Genomic DNA, 15,728 nt, shown 5'->3' with positions numbered 1-15,728 from the left:
CCCGGCGTCACCACCCTCTACATTCCCGGCGTGCTTTTGGCCGGGATCCGGTGGGGTCGATCGTTCCAGGAAGCGCAGCAGCTCCACCGGGAACGGCAGTACCAGCGTCGAATTCTTTTCCGCCGCAACCTCGACCACGGTCTGTAGCAGCCGTAGCTGCAGGGCCGCGGGCGCCGAGGCCATCCGGTTTCCCGCTTCGGCCAGCTTCCGGGACGCCTGCAGTTCCCCCTCGGCGGTGATGATGCGGGCGCGGCGCTCGCGCTCGGCCTCCGCCTGCCGCGACATCGACCGCTTCAGCGATTCCGGCAGCGCCACATCCTTGATCTCCACCCGGTCGATGTGCACGCCCCACCCGATCGCGGGGCTGTCGATCATCAACTCCAGGCCCTTGTTCAACTGCTCCCGGTTCGACAGCAGATCGTCCAGATCGCTCTTCCCGATGATCGACCGCAGCGAGGTCTGCGCCACCTGCGCGACGGCGAACAGGTAGTCCTGCACCTCGACCACCGCCTGCACCGGATCGATCACCCGGAAGTACACCACCGCGTCGACCCGCACCGTCACGTTGTCGCGGGTGATGCCCTCCTGCCCCGGCACCGGCATGGTGACGATCCGCATCGGCACCTTGCGCATCTTGTCCACCCCCGGAATGAGCACCCGCAGCCCGGGATCGCGCACCGCCCGCACCCGCCCGAACCGGAAAACCAGGCCGCGCTCGTACTGTTCGACCACCCGCAGCCCCGCCCCGACGACAATGCCGCCGAACGCCACCCCGGCCGCCACCACAAACCCCAGAATCGCTATCGCGTCCATGTCCGCACCACCATGCGAAGCGCCCGGCATACTGCGTCCGAGCTCGGTATACATCGATCATGGCACCGCGACGCCCGCCCGGCGAGAACGGTTCTGCGAGGATCAACCCCCGCTGACAGGTCTCACGCGGCTCGGTTGCGGAAACGGCCCGGCGCCGTGCCGAATTCGCGTTTGAAGGCCTTGGCGAAGGCGTACTCGGAGGTGTATCCGCAGCGGGCCGCGATCACCCGCAGGGTCTCGTCGGTATCGCGCAGCATGCGGGCCGCCACCGTCATCCGCCACCACGTCAGGTAGGCCTGCGGGCTTACTCCGACCGTGGCGGTGAAACGGTGCGCGAACGTCGAACGCGACGAGCCCGCCTGCGCGCCGAGCGATTTCACCGTCCACGGCGCGGCGGGATCACGGTGGACGGCCTGCAGCGCCGAGCGGATCGCGCTGTCGCGCAACGCCGCACTCCACCCCGAGGTTGCCGACTGCTCCTGATGCCATGCCCGCAGCAGGTAGAGCAACAACACCTCCAGCAATGCGGCGACCGCACCGGACCCGCCCGGCGCGTCCGTATCCAGCTCCCGCCCGAGCAGTTCGATCGCATCGCGCAGTGACCGATGGCGCCCGAGGCGGGCGGGCAGGTGGACGACATCGGGCAGCTCGGCCAGGAGCGGATGCAGTCGGCTCTGGTCCAGACGGTAAGCGCCACACAGCAATACGGTTACCGGACCCGACGATGTCGTGACCGCCGGAAGCCACGTCGGATCCCCCGCCGACTGCTCCGCCTCCACCAGCGGGGTATCCAGGCTGTCGGCGATCGAGTGGCCGAGCTCCCGGGGCAGGAACGCCACATCGCCGACCTCGAGGTGAATCGGCGTGCCCCGCACCGGAATCAGCCAGCACGACCCCTGCAGCACGACGTGAAACCCGGCGCCTTCCTGCGGGGCGAAGCGAACACCCCACGGCGCACGGTTCTCCGTCCGCGAGGAGTGCGGTCTGCCGATCCGCATGGCAGCGACGGCGTCGCTGAGAACATCCACAGTCCGATAGTACTTGGAGGTCGAGAAGGACCGGACGATCAGACATCTTCTCCGGCACAACAGATATGGATCGTCCGATCGGCCGTGCGTAGCGTCGCATTCGTGGGCCCGACGCCCGTCCGGCCCCTCGAACCGACTACGGAGTGGTCACCCATGAGAATTGCCGTCTACGGCGCCACCGGATTCACCGGCGGTTTCGCCGTCGCCGAATTGCACCGCCGCGGTATCGATCCGGTCCTGGTCGGCCGCGACGCCTCGCGACTGCGTACCGCTGCGGCCGAGGCCGGAATACCCGAACCCGACATTCGCGTCGCCGGACTCGACGACATCCCGGCGCTGGCAACCGCATTCGCCGGATGCGCGGCCGTCGTGAACTGCGCCGGACCCTTCGCGCTGTGGGGTGAGCCGGTCGTCCGCGCGGCCATCGCCGCCGGATGCCACTACGTCGACACCTCCGGTGAACAGCACTACATCCACGAGATCCTGCAGCGCTTCGGCCCCGACGCGGAACGCGCGGGAGTCACCGTGGTCCCCGCCCTGGCCGACGACGGCGGGCCGGGCGACCTGATCGCCCATCTCACCGCCGCGCGCCTGCCCGCCGTCGACGAATTGGTCATCGCCGATCTGCGTCTGCCCGGCGGCGTCTCCCGCGGCACCGCCCGCTCGATGGCGGGCGTCTTCGGCCGCCGGGCGCTCGAGTACACCGACGACGACTGGCACCCGGCGAGCGATTCCGCGCCGGAGCCGATCGTCCCGCCCGGGGAGCCGAATCCGGTGCGGGTCAGCGGGTTCGGGCTCCCGGGTGTGGTCACCATCCCGCGCCATGTCCGGGCGCGGGCGGTGCGCAGCGCGATCCGCACCGAGGTCGCCGACCTCTTCACGGGCCTGACCCCCGAGGTCGTCGATACGATCCCGGTCGCCGTCGGTGAGGAGGAGCGCCGCGTCAGCCGCTGGCTGATGCTGGCCGAGGCCACGGCACCGGATGGCTCCAGCGCCCGCGGCTGGGTCAGCGGCACGGATGGCTACCGACTCACCGGCGTGATCGCCGTCGAAGGGGCGCGCCGCCTCGCCGAAGGCGACGCACCGACCGGCGCACGGGCCCCGGCCGAGGTCTTCGATCCGGCGGACTTCCTCGACTTCCTGAAGTCGGAGGACGTGGACTGGCAGGTCGATATCACGAACGGCTAGAACGGCAACAGCACGCACCGCCGTTCCGGCGTGCTCTCGGACGGAATCCACTGCGACCGAGGTGATGATCCCGGCCGAAAGCATGCCGGGATGACGGTGGTGTACCGGGATGGCAGTGGCATACGTGGATGACGGTGGCGAACCGAGCGCTGTTGCCGTACCGGCCCCTCAGCTCCGCAGGGTCTTCACCACCTGGTCGGCGAAGTCGGCCGGGTGGGTGAGGTAGCCGATGTGGTGGCCGGGGAATTCCGTGAGCCGCAGCCCCAGCCGTTGGGCGAGAACGGCATTGGGGCGCGCGGCGAAGGCGTCCCCGGAATCCGCGCCGACGGCGAGCACGAGCTTGCCGACCTCCGGCCGCAGTGCCTCGACGTCGAGGTCGTGGCGTGGGAACCGGTCGAGCTCCTGATCCATCCACAACCGCAGATTCCGCTGGATCCGCGCCGACTGATCGGAGGGACCGGCGGCCGGGGGCGGGCCCTGCAGTCCCACTCCGGCAGCGAATTTCGCCATCGCGACCAGTTCCCCCTCTCGCCGCCCCGTCTCGCGGACGTCGTCGAAGAGGGCGAACCATCGCGCGCTGTCCGGCAGCAGGCCCGCCAGCGGCGGCTCGTGCGCCACCAGCGTGCGGATCCGCTCGGGGTACCGGATCAGCAGTTCCAGGGCGACGATCGCGCCCGAACTGCTCCCCAGCACGGCGGCGGGCTCGGCGGCGAGGTGGGTCAGCAGCCGCGCGGCGTCCTCGGCATCCAGATCCACCCGCCGCTGCGGTTCGCCCTCACACGGGCTGCGCGAAAAACCGCGCCGGTCATAGGAAACCACCGTGTATCGGTCGGCTAGCAGCGCGGCGACCGGGCCGAAGGTGCCCGCATCCCCGTTGCCGCCGGGAACGAGCAGCAGCAGCGGGCCGCTCCCCCGGATCTCGTAGTACAGCGTCGCCCCCGGCACGGCCAGGGTGTGGGAGGTGGGCACGTCCATCGGGAACTCCCAGTGCATCAGGGTCAGCTGCCGCAGCGCCTCGCGGACGAAAGGCAGGATGGCGGTGGAGCTTTCGGACTCGATCCATCGGGTGGCGGCGACGTCGAGCGCGGCCGCGACGGCGCCCGCGGCCACGCGCGGATACATGTCGGCCGCGGCGGCCCGCCCGGTGCGCTCGGCGATCGCGGCCGCCAGCGCCTCCTGGATCAATCCCTGCGCCCGGCGGTATTCGCCCTGCAGGGCAGGGTGATTCGTGATCAGCCGGACCCCTGCTCGCCAGGTGTCGTTCGGGATGGCGCTGTCGTCGAATTCCCGCAGCACCGCATGGATGATCGCCGACCACAGCGGTTCGGTCACCGGGCGCTCGCGCAGCGTTTCGGCGATCCGCCGCGCCTGGTCCACGGCGATCGAGCAGATGGCCTCGGTCTTGCTCGCGAAATAGTTGTTGAACGTGCGCGGCGACACGTCGGCGGCCGCCGCGATATCCTCGACGAGAACGTTCTCCAGCCCCCGCTCCATCGCGAGCCCGATCGCGGCGCAGCCGAGCGCCTGCTGTGTCGCCAGCTTCTTCCGTTCCCGCAGCCCCGGTACGAAGGCCATAACCCACCGTACGCGCGAATGTGCGTGTCCCGCATATTTTCTGGGCACGCAAATATCCGGCGAAGTCTCGCCGACCAGAACTGACCGCGACCCCGAATGCACCGGATCCGGCGTGCACGGAGATTGCAATTCGAGCGCAGACCGGATCTGATCCCGTAACACAGCCAACCACCCTGTGCCGCACCGTGATACACGGCTTCCATCGATACCGCAAGCCGCCCCGAACCCCCATCCCGGAACTCTTTCGCCCCCTGCCGAATTGGCGCCGAACACCAAATCTCAGCAGACCGATCCGTCCATGATATGTAAACGAAACATGGCCGCCACCAACTCATTCGGGCGTTCGTCAGATTGCTCCGATTGTCGGACCATCCGAGTAACGTGGCAGTTACCAGCGCCCCATCGGCGAGTGTGCGGGGCGCGTTCCAAAGGGCGGAAGGGCAGTGTCGAACATTGACGAGCGCATCCGGATGGCGGTGGAATGGCTGCGCGGCAGCCAGATCCCGCACCTCAGCGGCGGCGCCGGCTGGGGCTGGATTCCCGATGTGCCGCCGAATCCACAGAACACCGCCGAGGTGGTCTGCATGCTGCACCGCGCCGGCTGCGAGATCCCCCGGCCCGAGAAGGTCGCCGCCCTCGTCCGAATGACGGTGGTGCAGCGCCCCGTTGGCGACGAGTGGTACTTCCGCACCCCGATAGACGTGGCGTGGCGGGTGCGCGCGCTGCGCTGCCTGGGCGTCGACGAATCCGATTCCGGTGTGGTGGAGGGCATCCGGTCACTGCTCGACCAGCAGGATTCGGAAACCGGCGGCTGGCGGATGTCCGGCTTCCTGGGCCCGGTGTCCATCACCGCCACCGCCGCCGCGGTGCTGGCGTTGATCGCCGAGGGCGCCTTCGACGGCGAACGGCAGCAGGCGATCTCGCACGGCATCGCCTATCTGGTCTCCGCGGTGTACCAGGAGCCGCGGACGCTGCCGATGTACGCCGCGGCGCACATCGCGAGCGTGCTGTCGCGCCCGGAGATCATCGCCATCGGCGACAAGCGCGCCGAACGCGCCTGCACACTGGCGGTGCAGCGGCTGATGACCGGCCTGCGCCGCTCCGAATGCGAGATCGAGACCGAGATCTTCCGCCGCGACGACCTCGTCGACACCTGGCGCCACATCACCCTGCACCTGGCCATCGGCGCGGTGGTGTCCGCCGACAGCCGCACCATCTTCGATCCCGCGGTCCGCGCCGCCATGGTCGAACTGCTGGATATGCAGGAGGTGGACGCGCTGGCCATCTACCGGGGTGGATTCCGCATCTCGGCCGAGGGCCCGGTCACCTCCTACGCCACCACGCAGGCACTGGAGGCCCTGCTGCAGGTGCGGCCCGCGATCAACGAGCGGGTCAATCCGGCGAAGGTGTACGACGAGATCTGCCGCGCCGACGGCGCCCACCACACCGATCCGCAGACGGTGGCCACGGTGCGCGGCCGTCCCATGCTGATGAATTCGTCCGCGGGCGAGGTGCTGCTGGTGCTCGGCGCCGCCGCGGGGGCGACCGTATTCGGCCTGGCCTTCGGCTTCGACGACGCCCTCGGCAAGATCGCCAGCCGGGCGCTGGTGGTGTGGGGCACGCTACTGATCGCGCTCGGCACCTTCTGCGGGCTCGCGACCCGATTTCCGCGGCTGCCGAAGCGGCGGGTGGCCGCCACCGTATTCGCCGGGTTCACCGCGCTGGTGCTGCCGGTGATCTCGTTCCTGCTCACCTAGTGTCGTGACCGCCCCGCTGGCTCCCCTCACCCTGATGGTGGCCGTGACCTGCCTGTGGGGCACCTCCAGCGCACTGCTGGCCGCGGTCGCGGCGCCCACCACGGCGGGCCTGGTGGCGCTGGGCGGCGCCGTGACGCTGCTGATCCTGGCCCGGCTGTGCGGGGAGCGGCCGTGGGAGACGCTCACCGCGCAGCCCGCACTGTACGCCCGGCTGGGCGCCCTGGAGGCGGCGAACCTGGCACTCTACGTCGCCGCGCTGCGGATCGGCCCGCTGCCGGTGGTGGTCGCCCTGCACCTGACCGCCCCCGTGCTGATCATCACCGTGGCCCTGCTGCGCGGGCGGCGGCCGCCCACCGTGCCGGTGCTGCTCGAGCTGATTCTGGTCGCGATCGCGATCTGGCTGGTCACCGGACGCCCCGCGACCGATGCGGGGGCGAGTTCGGCGGTGCTCGGCTGCCTGCTGGCGCTCGCCAGCGCGGGCTGCGTGGCGGCGCTGGTCAGCCTGATCGCGCGAAAGGCCACGGCCAACAACACGATCACCTCGGCCGGGCTGCAACTGTTGCTCGCCGGGACCGCCGGCAGTCCGCTGCTGGTGCTCGAACCGCCCTCCGCGGTGGTCGCGGCCGAACTGGCCGGCTTGGGCGCCCTGCTGCTCGGGCCCGGGTTCGCCCTCTACTGGCAGGCGCTGCGGTGGCTGGACGCGGCGACGGCCAGCATCATCGGGCTCAACGAGGCGGTGGTGGCCGCGCTGGTCGGCGCGCTGTGCACCGGCACCCGGCTCACCGCCGCGACCGTCGGTGCGGGCGTGCTCATTCTGCTGGCGGTCGGGCTAGAGCAGCGGTCGGCGCCTCGACGCCATGTGCCGCCCTGACGAATCCGGCGCAGGCCGACTCGTCCTTGTCGCCGCCGAGGCCGTCGACACCGGAGTTGACGTCGACCCAGGAGGGCTGCACGGCCTCGATCGCGGTCCGAACGTTGCGGGGGTTGAGGCCCCCGGCCAGCATCACCGGGAAATCCAGGCTGGCGAGCTTGTCGACGATGCGGGCGCTGATCGTCCAGTCGTGGGTGCGGCCGGTGCCGCCGAGCCGGTCCGCCGATCGCGAATCCAGCACGATCCCGTCGCAATCGGGCGCCACCGCCACCGCCGCGCCGATCGCGTGCGGGCCGGTGACGTGCACGGCGCGGATCACCCGCCGCCCCGCCGCGCCCGCCCGCACCGCGCGGACGGTGTCCAGCGTGATCAGGCCGTGCAGCTGGATGCAGTCCACCTCGATGTAGTCGGCCAGACGCAGCACCTCGTCGGCCTCGGTGAGATGGGTGACCAACACCCGCTCCATCGACGCGGGCACCAGCCGCGACAATCCCCGGGCGTGCCCCGCGTCCAGCACGTCCTCGCTGAAATGTGTTGTGCCCGAGATGAATCCGGCCGCATCGGCGTCAGCCGCGACCACGGCCCGGAGATCGGATTCGCTCCGGATACCGCAAATCTTCGCTCGGACGTTGATCATCCGGCACACGATACTGCCTAGTCTGTGCCGCATCCGGCGAGCTATCGCCGGAGAAGGATCGCTAGTACTGCCGGTGCCAGGCACCGGACCGCCCGGAGCGGCCCTGACGACCGGCTTCCGGTGCCGACGGTTTCACCGCACGGCTGCGTCGACGTTGATGCATGCCCCCTCAGTATGGATACCCGGGGGCTCCGAGAGGTATCACACTCTGATCACACCCGAGACACGACTTCACCCCCCGGTCCGGTTAGCCTGCCCGTCGCTACGAGCTGCCCGGGGCATCTGCCCCTCGTCACGGGCCCCATACGGCGTCTTTCGCACTCCGCACCCGCGTCTCCCCCGATACTGCGCCCGTCCCGCGGCCGGGCGCGAGACCCTGAACTCGGGGGGCGAGCCGGTTCGAAAGCCGGACGCCGGGCCGAATATCGCCGACATGCGCACCTGGCCGAGACACCGACCATCCCGTCTGTGAAGGTGGCATCATGACCAACCCTGCCGACGGTGAGCAGCAGGCCACCGAATATGTCCTCCGGCTCACCGTTCCCGCGGAGATGACCGAAGAATTCGCACCCGCGTTCGGTCAGCTCATCGGGGCGATCGAGCCGCTGATGGGTGCGATCGTCGACCGCGGGGGCGAGGTCCGGATCACGATGAACGGCAACGACATCACCGACATCCTGTGACGCCCGTGCGGGATGCGGGAACGTCATGACTCCCCCTGAACCGACACCCCGCCAGCTGATCTCCGGGCTTCCTACGATCCTGCGGGAGCGGACACGACCCGTCCAGAGTCCAAAGTCCATCGGGCGCGGGGTTTCGATCGTGGGTGGAGACGAGTCGGTCTGTAAGCCGGATCCTGTCCCGGCTCGCGCCGGGGGCGACCATCCATCTGGGTGCACCGTCGCCGGGCACCTCGAGCGGTCCACCCGCAGGCTCGGGCGAGCAGCCCTCGAACACCTGCGCAGCCGCACTCCGGGGAATGCGGCCTTCGACCTTGCTCCGGGCGGGGTTTACCGAGCCGCCCCGGTCACCCGGGGCGCTGGTGCGCTCTTACCGCACCGTTTCACCCTTACCGGCGCTCGCGCGCCAGCGGTCTGTTTTCTGTGGCACTGTCCCGCGGGTCACCCCGGGTTGCCGTTAACAACCGCCCTGCTCTGTGGAGTCCGGACTTTCCTCGGCGACAGGCGGCGGCACAGCCGTGCCCGTTCCTGCCGACGCGGTCGCCCGACCGACTCGTCTCGGTCCATTGTGCCGTGCACCCGCCGCACCGGGCTCACGACCCCCGGGGAGTGCGTGCCGAAGGGCCGGGCAGCACGACGACGCCGTCCCGGACCGGGCGCCGCACCATGACGTGACATGATCCTGGCGCAACGGACGAATTGGGAGGCAGCGTGGCGTTCGGCGACTATCAGAACGAGATCTACTTCAACGGCCTGCGCGGGGTCGTCCCCGCGCTGCCGATGACCTTCGCCGAGCTCGAGCAGCGCGCGGAGGCGGCGCTGCCGCCCTCGGTGTGGTCCTACGTGGCCGGGGGCGCCGGGGACGAGCGCACCCAGCGCGCGAATGTCGCCGCCTTCGACCGCTGGGGCCTGATCCCGCGGATGTTCGTCGGCGCCGATCAGCGCGACCTGTCGGTGGACCTGTTCGGGACGACGTGGCCCGCACCGGTATTCATGGCTCCGATCGGCGTGATCGGACTGTGCGCCCAGGACGGGCACGGCGATCTGGCCACCGCCCGCGCCGCCGCGCGGACCGGGGTGCCGATGGTCGCCTCCACTCTGTCGGTGGATCCGATGGAGCAGGTCGCGGCCGAATTCGGTGAAACCCCCGGGCTTTTCCAGCTCTACACGCCGACCGACCGAGACCTGGCCGCCAGCCTGGTGCAGCGCGCCGAACGCGCCGGGTTCCGCGGCATCGTCGTCACGCTCGACACGTGGGTCACCGGCTGGCGGCCGCGCGACCTGTCGACCGGCAACTTCCCGCAGCTGCGCGGTCACTGCCTGGCCAACTACCTCACCGATCCGGTGTTCCGGGCCGGGCTGGCACGCCCGCCCGAGGAGGACCCGACGGCGGCGGTGCTGCGCTGGGTCCAGCTGTTCGGAAACCCGCTGCGCTGGGACGATCTGGCGTGGCTGCGCTCACTCACCGACCTGCCGCTGATCGTGAAGGGCATCTGCCACCCCGACGACGCCCGCCGGGCCCGCGACGGCGGCGTGGACGGCATCTACTGCTCGAATCACGGTGGCCGCCAAGCCAATGGCGGTCTCGCCGCCCTGGACGTGCTCCCCGAGATCGTGGCCGCCGCCGACGGGCTGCCGGTGCTGTTCGATTCCGGTGTCCGCAGCGGCGCCGATATCGTCAAGGCGCTCGCGCTCGGAGCGGCGGCGGTCGGGATCGGGCGGCCCTACGCCTACGGCCTGGCGCTCGGCGGCGACGACGGCATCGTGCACGTGCTCCGTTCACTGCTCGCCGAGGCGGATCTACTGATGGCTGTGGACGGATACCCCACCCGGCAACACCTCACACCTGACGCTCTCCGAACCGTTCATTACTGATCCGGAAAAAGATAGGGATCCAGGTCGCGGGCCGATTCCGCAACGCAGTACGGTATTCGGCCATGGAGCGTGTCGAGGTGGGGTTCCCGTCGGGAAGCGAACAGTGTGCAGCGTGGCTCTATCGCCCGGACGGGCCGCCGAAGCCGCGACCGCTGGTGCTCATGGCGCACGGCCTGGGGGCCGACCGGGAGATGGGGCTGGACCGCTACGCCCGCCGGTTCGTCAACGCCGGAATGGGTGTGCTGGTCTTCGATTACCGGCATTTCGGGGCCAGCGGGGGTAAGCCGCGCCAGCTGATCCACATCGGCCGCCAGCGCGAGGACTGGCGGGCCGCGATCGCCTTCGCCCGCACGCTGCGCGGATTCGACGCCACCCGAATCGCCCTGTGGGGCACCTCCTTCGGCGGCGGGCACGTGCTCTCGATCGCGCACGAGGACGACTACCTGGCCGCCGTCGTCGCGCAGTGCCCGTTCACCAGCGGCTGGGCCTCCGCGCGGGCGAAGGGGCCGATCAGCCTGTTCAAGACCGGCACCGTGGCGACCACCGACCTGCTGGTGGGGCCGATCCGGCGCAAACCCGTCGGCGTGCGGCTGGCCGGGCGCAAGCGGTCCTCGGCGCTGATGAGCGCCTCCGACGTACCGGAGGGGTTCGGCCGACTAGCCGAGGAGAGCGAGCAGTACCAGCCCAAGGTCGCCGCCCGCATCGGCCTGTCGACCCTGTTCGACTCGCCGTGGCGGCGCACCAAGGGCATCAAGGTGCCGGTGATGTACGCGATCTGCGACAACGATTCGGTCGCTCCCGTCGGCCCGACGCTCAAGGCCGCCGAGCGCACCAAGCACGCCGTCGTGAAGCGCTATCCCATCGGGCATTTCGACATCTACTTCGACGACTGGTTCGAAAAGGCCATCTACGATCAGGTCGATTTCCTGGTCTCGGTGCTGCGGCCGTAGCAATTCGATTGCCCGGCCGGGGCGGTGCGGGGCACGATCGGACCATGATCGTGCGACAGGTGGGTACCGAAGAGTGGCAGGTCGTTCGGGCCGCGCGGCTGGGTGCGCTGGCCGGTTCCGCGCCCGGAACCTTCGCGACCTCGTACGACGAGGCCGCGCAGTGGGACGAGCGACGCTGGCGGATGTGGGCGGGTGGCCGGACGCTGTTCGTCGCCGAGGCCGAGAGCGAGGTGCTCGGCTGTGCGGGCGGATTGCTGGAGGACGACCTCGCCGTGCTGGTGTCGATGTTCGTCGCCGCGGCCGCCCGGGGCACGGGAACCTCGGACCGGCTGATCGAGACGGTCGCGGACTGGGCGCGGGACGGCGGGCACGCGGACCTGCGGCTGTGGGTGCTCGACGGCAACACTCCCGCAGAAAAGCTGTATCGCAGACGGGGATTCGTGGCAACCGGGCAGCGCAGGCCGAATGCGCCCGGCGATCCGCGCATCGAATACGAGATGGCCCGGGCATTGTGACCGGCCGGAGGGGACACGAACACAGGCCTGACGGCAATTATCGACGGCCCACTGCGAATTGTGTCCGTCCAGGCCGGTTGATCTTCAGCCGCCGTTCATCGAGCGCAAGGCATACTCGCCAGGGAGGTACCCTGGACCAGGATCGGTGGACGGTTCCGTGCGTCCACCCCGGCGATGGCCTCGATGCGCCGCGAAGCATCTCTGAGATGAAATCCGTTCTCCCCCACGGGAAGGGTCTTCCCGTTCCGCGGTGAGCGCCGTGCGGGCGCGCACGCCCGCCGAGATCCGCCGCCAGCGCAGACCACGCGCGCACACCTGCTGGAACCATCTGATCGCGGCGCCGCTGTGGCCCAAACACGGCGTGAACCTGGGCACGCTGTTGCGCACCTGCGACGCCGTCGGCGCCTGCCTGGCGGTCCCCCGAAAACCCTGGGTGCCCGAGGCATTGGACCGCGGGAACACCCTGCGGAAGCCGCAATGCGTGCACTGGATCGACGGGAACGTCTATCGGTGGCTCGATCGGCAGCGGCACGGCGGCTCGTCGGTCGTCGGCGTGGAGCTGACCGACGAGTCCGTCCGGCTCGCCGACCTTCCGGCGGCCCGCAGACGCACCATCGTCGTACTCGGCAACGAGGGTTCCGGGATCCCGCCGGAGGGCCTGGAACGTCTGGACCTGGCGGTGGAGATCCCCATGGTCGGCACCGGCCACAGCCTCAACGTGGCAGTCGCGGGATCCCTGGTCCTCTACAAACTGGCCGGGTTGTGCTGAGCCCCAACCTCTTTCGACACCATGTCCACCAATGGATCCCGGCCGAAAGCATGCCTGAATGACGGAAGAACAGCCGCCCGCATGACAGAGGAAGGCTGCCCGGGACGACGGAGGTCGGCGGCTCAGCGGCCCGGCTCGGGCAGGCGGGAGCGCGTGCCGTCGGCAGGGCTGTGTGGAGTCGAGCCGGGTTACAGGTAGGAGGTGTCGTTGACCAGGCGGACCGAGGAGCCGCCGTCGGGGTAGAACTCGGCCGTCGACAGCGAGGCCAGGTCCAGGTGCAGGCGGTAGAGCAGGGACGGGCCGACGCCCAGCGCCAGCTGCAGCAGCGTCTTGATCGGGGTGACGTGGCTGACGACCACGACGTTCCGGCCGGGGTACAGCGCCACCAGGTCCCGGCGAACCGCCTCCACCCGCTCGCGCACCTGGTCGAAGCTCTCGCCGCCGGGCGCGGGCAGCGACGGATCGCCCAGCCACCGCGCGTGCAGCTCCGGATCCCGCTGTGCCGCTTCGGAGAACGTCAGGCCCTCCCACTCGCCGAAATCGGTCTCGATCAGCCCGTCGAGCACCTTCACCGGCACGTCGAGAGCCTGCGCCGCGGCGTCGGCCGTTTCCCGCGCGCGCCCCAGCGGCGAGGTGACGACCGCCGCGATATCTCCCTTCGCCGCAAGGTATTTCGCCGCCCGCGCCGCCTGCTCCCGGCCCAGCGCGGTCAGCGGCGGATTACCCCGCCCCGAATACCGCCGCTGCACAGACAGTTCCGTCTGCCCGTGTCGCAGCAGCAACAGCCGAGTGGGACGGCCCCGCGCCCCGGTCCAGCCGGGCGCGGCGTCCGATTTCGTTCCGGCAGATTCCGTCGTGCTCTGCAACGCCGCGGTATGCTCGTGCGTCGCAGCCGTTTTCGGTCGCGTCTCGGGGGCCGCCGTGTGCCCCGCCTCCTCCGCGGCGCGCACCTCGGCGACCACGTCGGCGTCGTCCATCGCCTCGTTGGCGAGGCGGTCTGCGTGCGAATTCTCGGCGCGCGGAATCCATTCGAACTCGACCCGGTCGAATCCGGCGACCAGCCGCCGGGCTCGATCGGCAAGCGGAATCATGGCCGCGTGCTTGACCTTCCAGCGGCCCGACATCTGTTCCACCACGAGCTTGGAGTCCATCCGGACGTCGACCTCGCGGGCGCCCAGCTCGGCCGACGCCTCCAAACCCGCTATCAGCCCGCGATATTCGGCGACATTGTTGGTGGCGACTCCGAGATACTCCCTCCGCTCGGCCAATACCTGCGCATGGCCGGAATCCCACACCACCGCACCGTATCCGGCGGGCCCCGGATTTCCCCGCGAGCCGCCGTCGGCCTCGACGATCACCTTGGTCATCGCGCCGGAGCTCACAACCCGGACTGCTTGGTGCGCACCAGGATTGCGCTGCATTCCGGGCAGCGCACCACGACCTCCGGGGCGGTTTTGGCGATGCGGGCGATCTCGCCGCGATCGAGCTCGATGCGGCAGGCGCCGCAGCGGCGGGCCTGCAGCAGCGCGGCGCCCACACCGTGCTGGGCGCGCTGCTTGTCGTAGATCGCCAGCAGGTCCGGCGCGAACTGGGTGACCAGCTGCTCACGGTCGGCGGCGCAGCGCTGGGCCGCGACCTCGAGGTCGGCCAGCGCCTCGCCGCGGCGGCGCTGCGCCTCCTCCAGGTCCTGTTCGGCCTTCGACAGGTTGGCCCCGGCGTGCTGATGATCGGCGACGGCCGCCTCGCGGCGCTCCATCACCTCGAGCATGTCGTCCTCGAGCACCGTGCGGCGCCGCTGCAGGCTGCCGAGCTCGTGCTGCAGCTCCGACAGCTGCTTGGCGGCCACGCTCCCGCTGTCGAGCATGCCCTTGTCGCGCTCCTCGCGCTTGCGGACGCCGTCGACCTCGGTCTCCAGCTTGCGGATGTCGCGGTCGAGATCATCGATCATGATTTCGACCTTCACCGCCGCGTCCTTGCGCGCGGTGCGCTCCTCCTCCAGCCGCTGGACCTCCTGCTCCTCGGGCAGCACCTTGCGACGGTGTTCGATCCGCGTCAGCTCGGCGTCGACGGCGGCGAGGTCGAGCAGCTTGGCCTGGATCGGTGGTTCGACATTCAACGCGGAACTTACTCCTCGGCACTGTGGACGGTTCGGCGGCGGCCCGGTCGGGCGACCGACATCGAAGTTCAACCGTACTCCGCCGCGCACGCGATTCCTGCCAACCCCGCCTTGCTCGTCCGACTGATCGGCACGGTCGGCGCAGTCGTCCTCGGGCCGCGCACGGCCGGAGCGGATGCGGAGGTACGCCCAGCGGGCGGTCCGAAAACTCCGGGCGGGCGAATCGGACGATGTGGCAGGGTCGTTCTCATGCATCGTTATGAGGTGGAGGTCGCCTGGAGCGGAGCGACCACCGACTATCGCTCGTACTCCCGCAACCACGAGGTGCTCGCGCCCGGCCGCCCGCCGCTGCCGAGCAGTGCCGACCCGGTCGTCGGTCGCGGCGATGCCACCCGCTGGAATCCGGAGCTGCTGCTGGTCGCGTCGCTGTCCGAATGCCACATGCTGTGGTTCCTGCACCTGTGCACCGAGGCGGGCATCGTCGTCACCGACTACCGCGACACCGCCGAGGGCACCATGAACAACCAGCGTTTCCTACAGGTCACACTCCGCCCGCAGGTCACGATCACCGACTCCGCGCTCGCCGATACCGCCCGCGACCTACACACCGAGGCCCACAAGCGCTGCTTCATCGCCAACTCGATGAACTTCCCGGTAGCCCACGAACCCACCATCACCACACCGGAATAACAACGCCTTCACCACGGACCCGCCCGCCCAGCCCGTTCGCATGCATTCGACCGGCCGAGCCCCTCCTCTCACCTCCCAGCTATCGGCGCGACCGAGTGCAAACTCGAGACGCCCTCATCCCCTCGCTCCCGCCACACCACAGTCATCCCCGCACACCACACTCATCCCCGCACACCACACTCATCCCCGCACACCACACTCATCCCCGCACACCACACTCATCCCCGCACACCACACTCATTCCCGCACACCACACTCATTCCC

Annotated in this window: 15 protein-coding genes and 1 other RNA gene; 9 read left to right on the top strand and 7 right to left on the bottom strand. The window is 69.8% G+C overall.

Annotated features, from left to right (window positions below):
- Positions 1 to 813, bottom strand: an 813-nt coding sequence (locus NM1_RS19800; protein ID WP_068021677.1) for a slipin family protein, incomplete at its 3' end; no start/stop codon positions are given.
- Between the two features lie 122 nt (positions 814 to 935).
- A complete protein-coding gene (locus NM1_RS19795) occupies positions 936 to 1,841 on the bottom strand; it encodes an AraC family transcriptional regulator (protein ID WP_068021675.1) in 906 nt (301 codons plus the stop codon).
- Between the two features lie 153 nt (positions 1,842 to 1,994).
- On the opposite strand from NM1_RS19795, the gene NM1_RS19790 reads away from it, so the two are divergent.
- Positions 1,995 to 3,029 (top strand): saccharopine dehydrogenase family protein, encoded by a 1,035-nt coding sequence (locus NM1_RS19790; RefSeq protein ID WP_068021673.1) that lies wholly within the window; start codon positions 1,995 to 1,997, stop codon positions 3,027 to 3,029.
- Between the two features lie 168 nt (positions 3,030 to 3,197).
- On the opposite strand, the gene NM1_RS43565 is transcribed toward NM1_RS19790, so the two are convergent.
- Positions 3,198 to 4,604, bottom strand: coding sequence for an alpha/beta fold hydrolase (locus NM1_RS43565; RefSeq protein WP_211339415.1), 1,407 nt, complete (start codon positions 4,602 to 4,604; stop codon positions 3,198 to 3,200).
- A 443-nt stretch (positions 4,605 to 5,047) separates the two neighbouring features.
- On the opposite strand from NM1_RS43565, the gene NM1_RS19780 reads away from it, so the two are divergent.
- Together NM1_RS19780 and NM1_RS19775 are read left to right on the top strand one after the other, a co-directional pair.
- A complete protein-coding gene (locus tag NM1_RS19780) occupies positions 5,048 to 6,361 on the top strand; it encodes a prenyltransferase/squalene oxidase repeat-containing protein (protein WP_147289003.1) in 1,314 nt (437 codons plus the stop codon).
- A gap of 4 nt (positions 6,362 to 6,365) precedes the next feature.
- Positions 6,366 to 7,232: a DMT family transporter gene (locus NM1_RS19775; RefSeq protein ID WP_068021670.1), complete on the top strand. Its 867-nt coding sequence runs from the start codon at positions 6,366 to 6,368 to the stop codon at positions 7,230 to 7,232.
- Here the strand turns inward: NM1_RS19775 and NM1_RS19770 are convergent.
- Positions 7,171 to 7,869, bottom strand: a complete 699-nt coding sequence (locus tag NM1_RS19770; RefSeq protein ID WP_068021668.1) for a phosphoribosylanthranilate isomerase — start codon at positions 7,867 to 7,869, stop codon at positions 7,171 to 7,173. The two genes, NM1_RS19775 and NM1_RS19770, sit on opposite strands and share 62 nt — an antisense overlap.
- Positions 7,870 to 8,351: 482 nt before the next feature.
- Between NM1_RS19770 and NM1_RS19765 the strand changes: the two genes are divergently transcribed.
- Positions 8,352 to 8,552, top strand: coding sequence for a hypothetical protein (locus NM1_RS19765; protein WP_068021665.1), 201 nt, complete (start codon positions 8,352 to 8,354; stop codon positions 8,550 to 8,552).
- A 146-nt stretch (positions 8,553 to 8,698) separates the two neighbouring features.
- On the opposite strand, the gene rnpB is transcribed toward NM1_RS19765, so the two are convergent.
- Positions 8,699 to 9,105, bottom strand: an RNA gene (gene rnpB / locus NM1_RS19760) — RNase P RNA component class A.
- A gap of 155 nt (positions 9,106 to 9,260) precedes the next feature.
- On the opposite strand from rnpB, the gene NM1_RS19755 reads away from it, so the two are divergent.
- The 4 genes from NM1_RS19755 to NM1_RS19740 all read left to right on the top strand — a co-directional run bounded on the left by NM1_RS19755 (position 9,261) and on the right by NM1_RS19740 (position 12,658).
- Positions 9,261 to 10,424: an alpha-hydroxy-acid oxidizing protein gene (locus NM1_RS19755; RefSeq protein WP_068021663.1), complete on the top strand. Its 1,164-nt coding sequence runs from the start codon at positions 9,261 to 9,263 to the stop codon at positions 10,422 to 10,424.
- A gap of 62 nt (positions 10,425 to 10,486) precedes the next feature.
- Positions 10,487 to 11,374 (top strand): alpha/beta hydrolase, encoded by an 888-nt coding sequence (locus tag NM1_RS19750; RefSeq protein ID WP_068021661.1) that lies wholly within the window; start codon positions 10,487 to 10,489, stop codon positions 11,372 to 11,374.
- A gap of 44 nt (positions 11,375 to 11,418) precedes the next feature.
- The gene (locus tag NM1_RS19745) at positions 11,419 to 11,889 is read left to right on the top strand and encodes a GNAT family N-acetyltransferase (RefSeq protein ID WP_068021659.1); all 471 of its coding nucleotides are present in this window, start codon (positions 11,419 to 11,421) and stop codon (positions 11,887 to 11,889) included.
- A 250-nt stretch (positions 11,890 to 12,139) separates the two neighbouring features.
- Positions 12,140 to 12,658 (top strand): TrmH family RNA methyltransferase, encoded by a 519-nt coding sequence (locus tag NM1_RS19740; protein ID WP_068021657.1) that lies wholly within the window; start codon positions 12,140 to 12,142, stop codon positions 12,656 to 12,658.
- Between the two features lie 188 nt (positions 12,659 to 12,846).
- Here the strand turns inward: NM1_RS19740 and NM1_RS19735 are convergent, their stop codons facing one another.
- Entirely contained in the window at positions 12,847 to 14,025 is a 1,179-nt protein-coding gene (locus tag NM1_RS19735; RefSeq protein ID WP_068021678.1) for a bifunctional RNase H/acid phosphatase, read from the bottom strand.
- Positions 14,026 to 14,036: 11 nt separating this feature from the next.
- Entirely contained in the window at positions 14,037 to 14,774 is a 738-nt protein-coding gene (locus NM1_RS19730) for a zinc ribbon domain-containing protein (RefSeq protein ID WP_068021655.1), read from the bottom strand.
- Between the two features lie 249 nt (positions 14,775 to 15,023).
- Here NM1_RS19730 and NM1_RS19725 point away from each other — a divergent pair, with 249 nt between their 5' ends.
- Positions 15,024 to 15,464 (top strand): OsmC family protein, encoded by a 441-nt coding sequence (locus tag NM1_RS19725; protein WP_068021653.1) that lies wholly within the window; start codon positions 15,024 to 15,026, stop codon positions 15,462 to 15,464.
- The last annotated feature ends 264 nt before the right edge of the window (positions 15,465 to 15,728 follow it).

Origin of the sequence: Nocardia mexicana NBRC 108244, assembly GCF_001613165.1 — a bacterium.
Classification (GTDB): domain Bacteria; phylum Actinomycetota; class Actinomycetes; order Mycobacteriales; family Mycobacteriaceae; genus Nocardia; species Nocardia mexicana.
The sequence above is the reverse complement of the archived record's forward strand: the minus strand, read 5'-3'. Positions and strand labels throughout refer to the sequence as shown.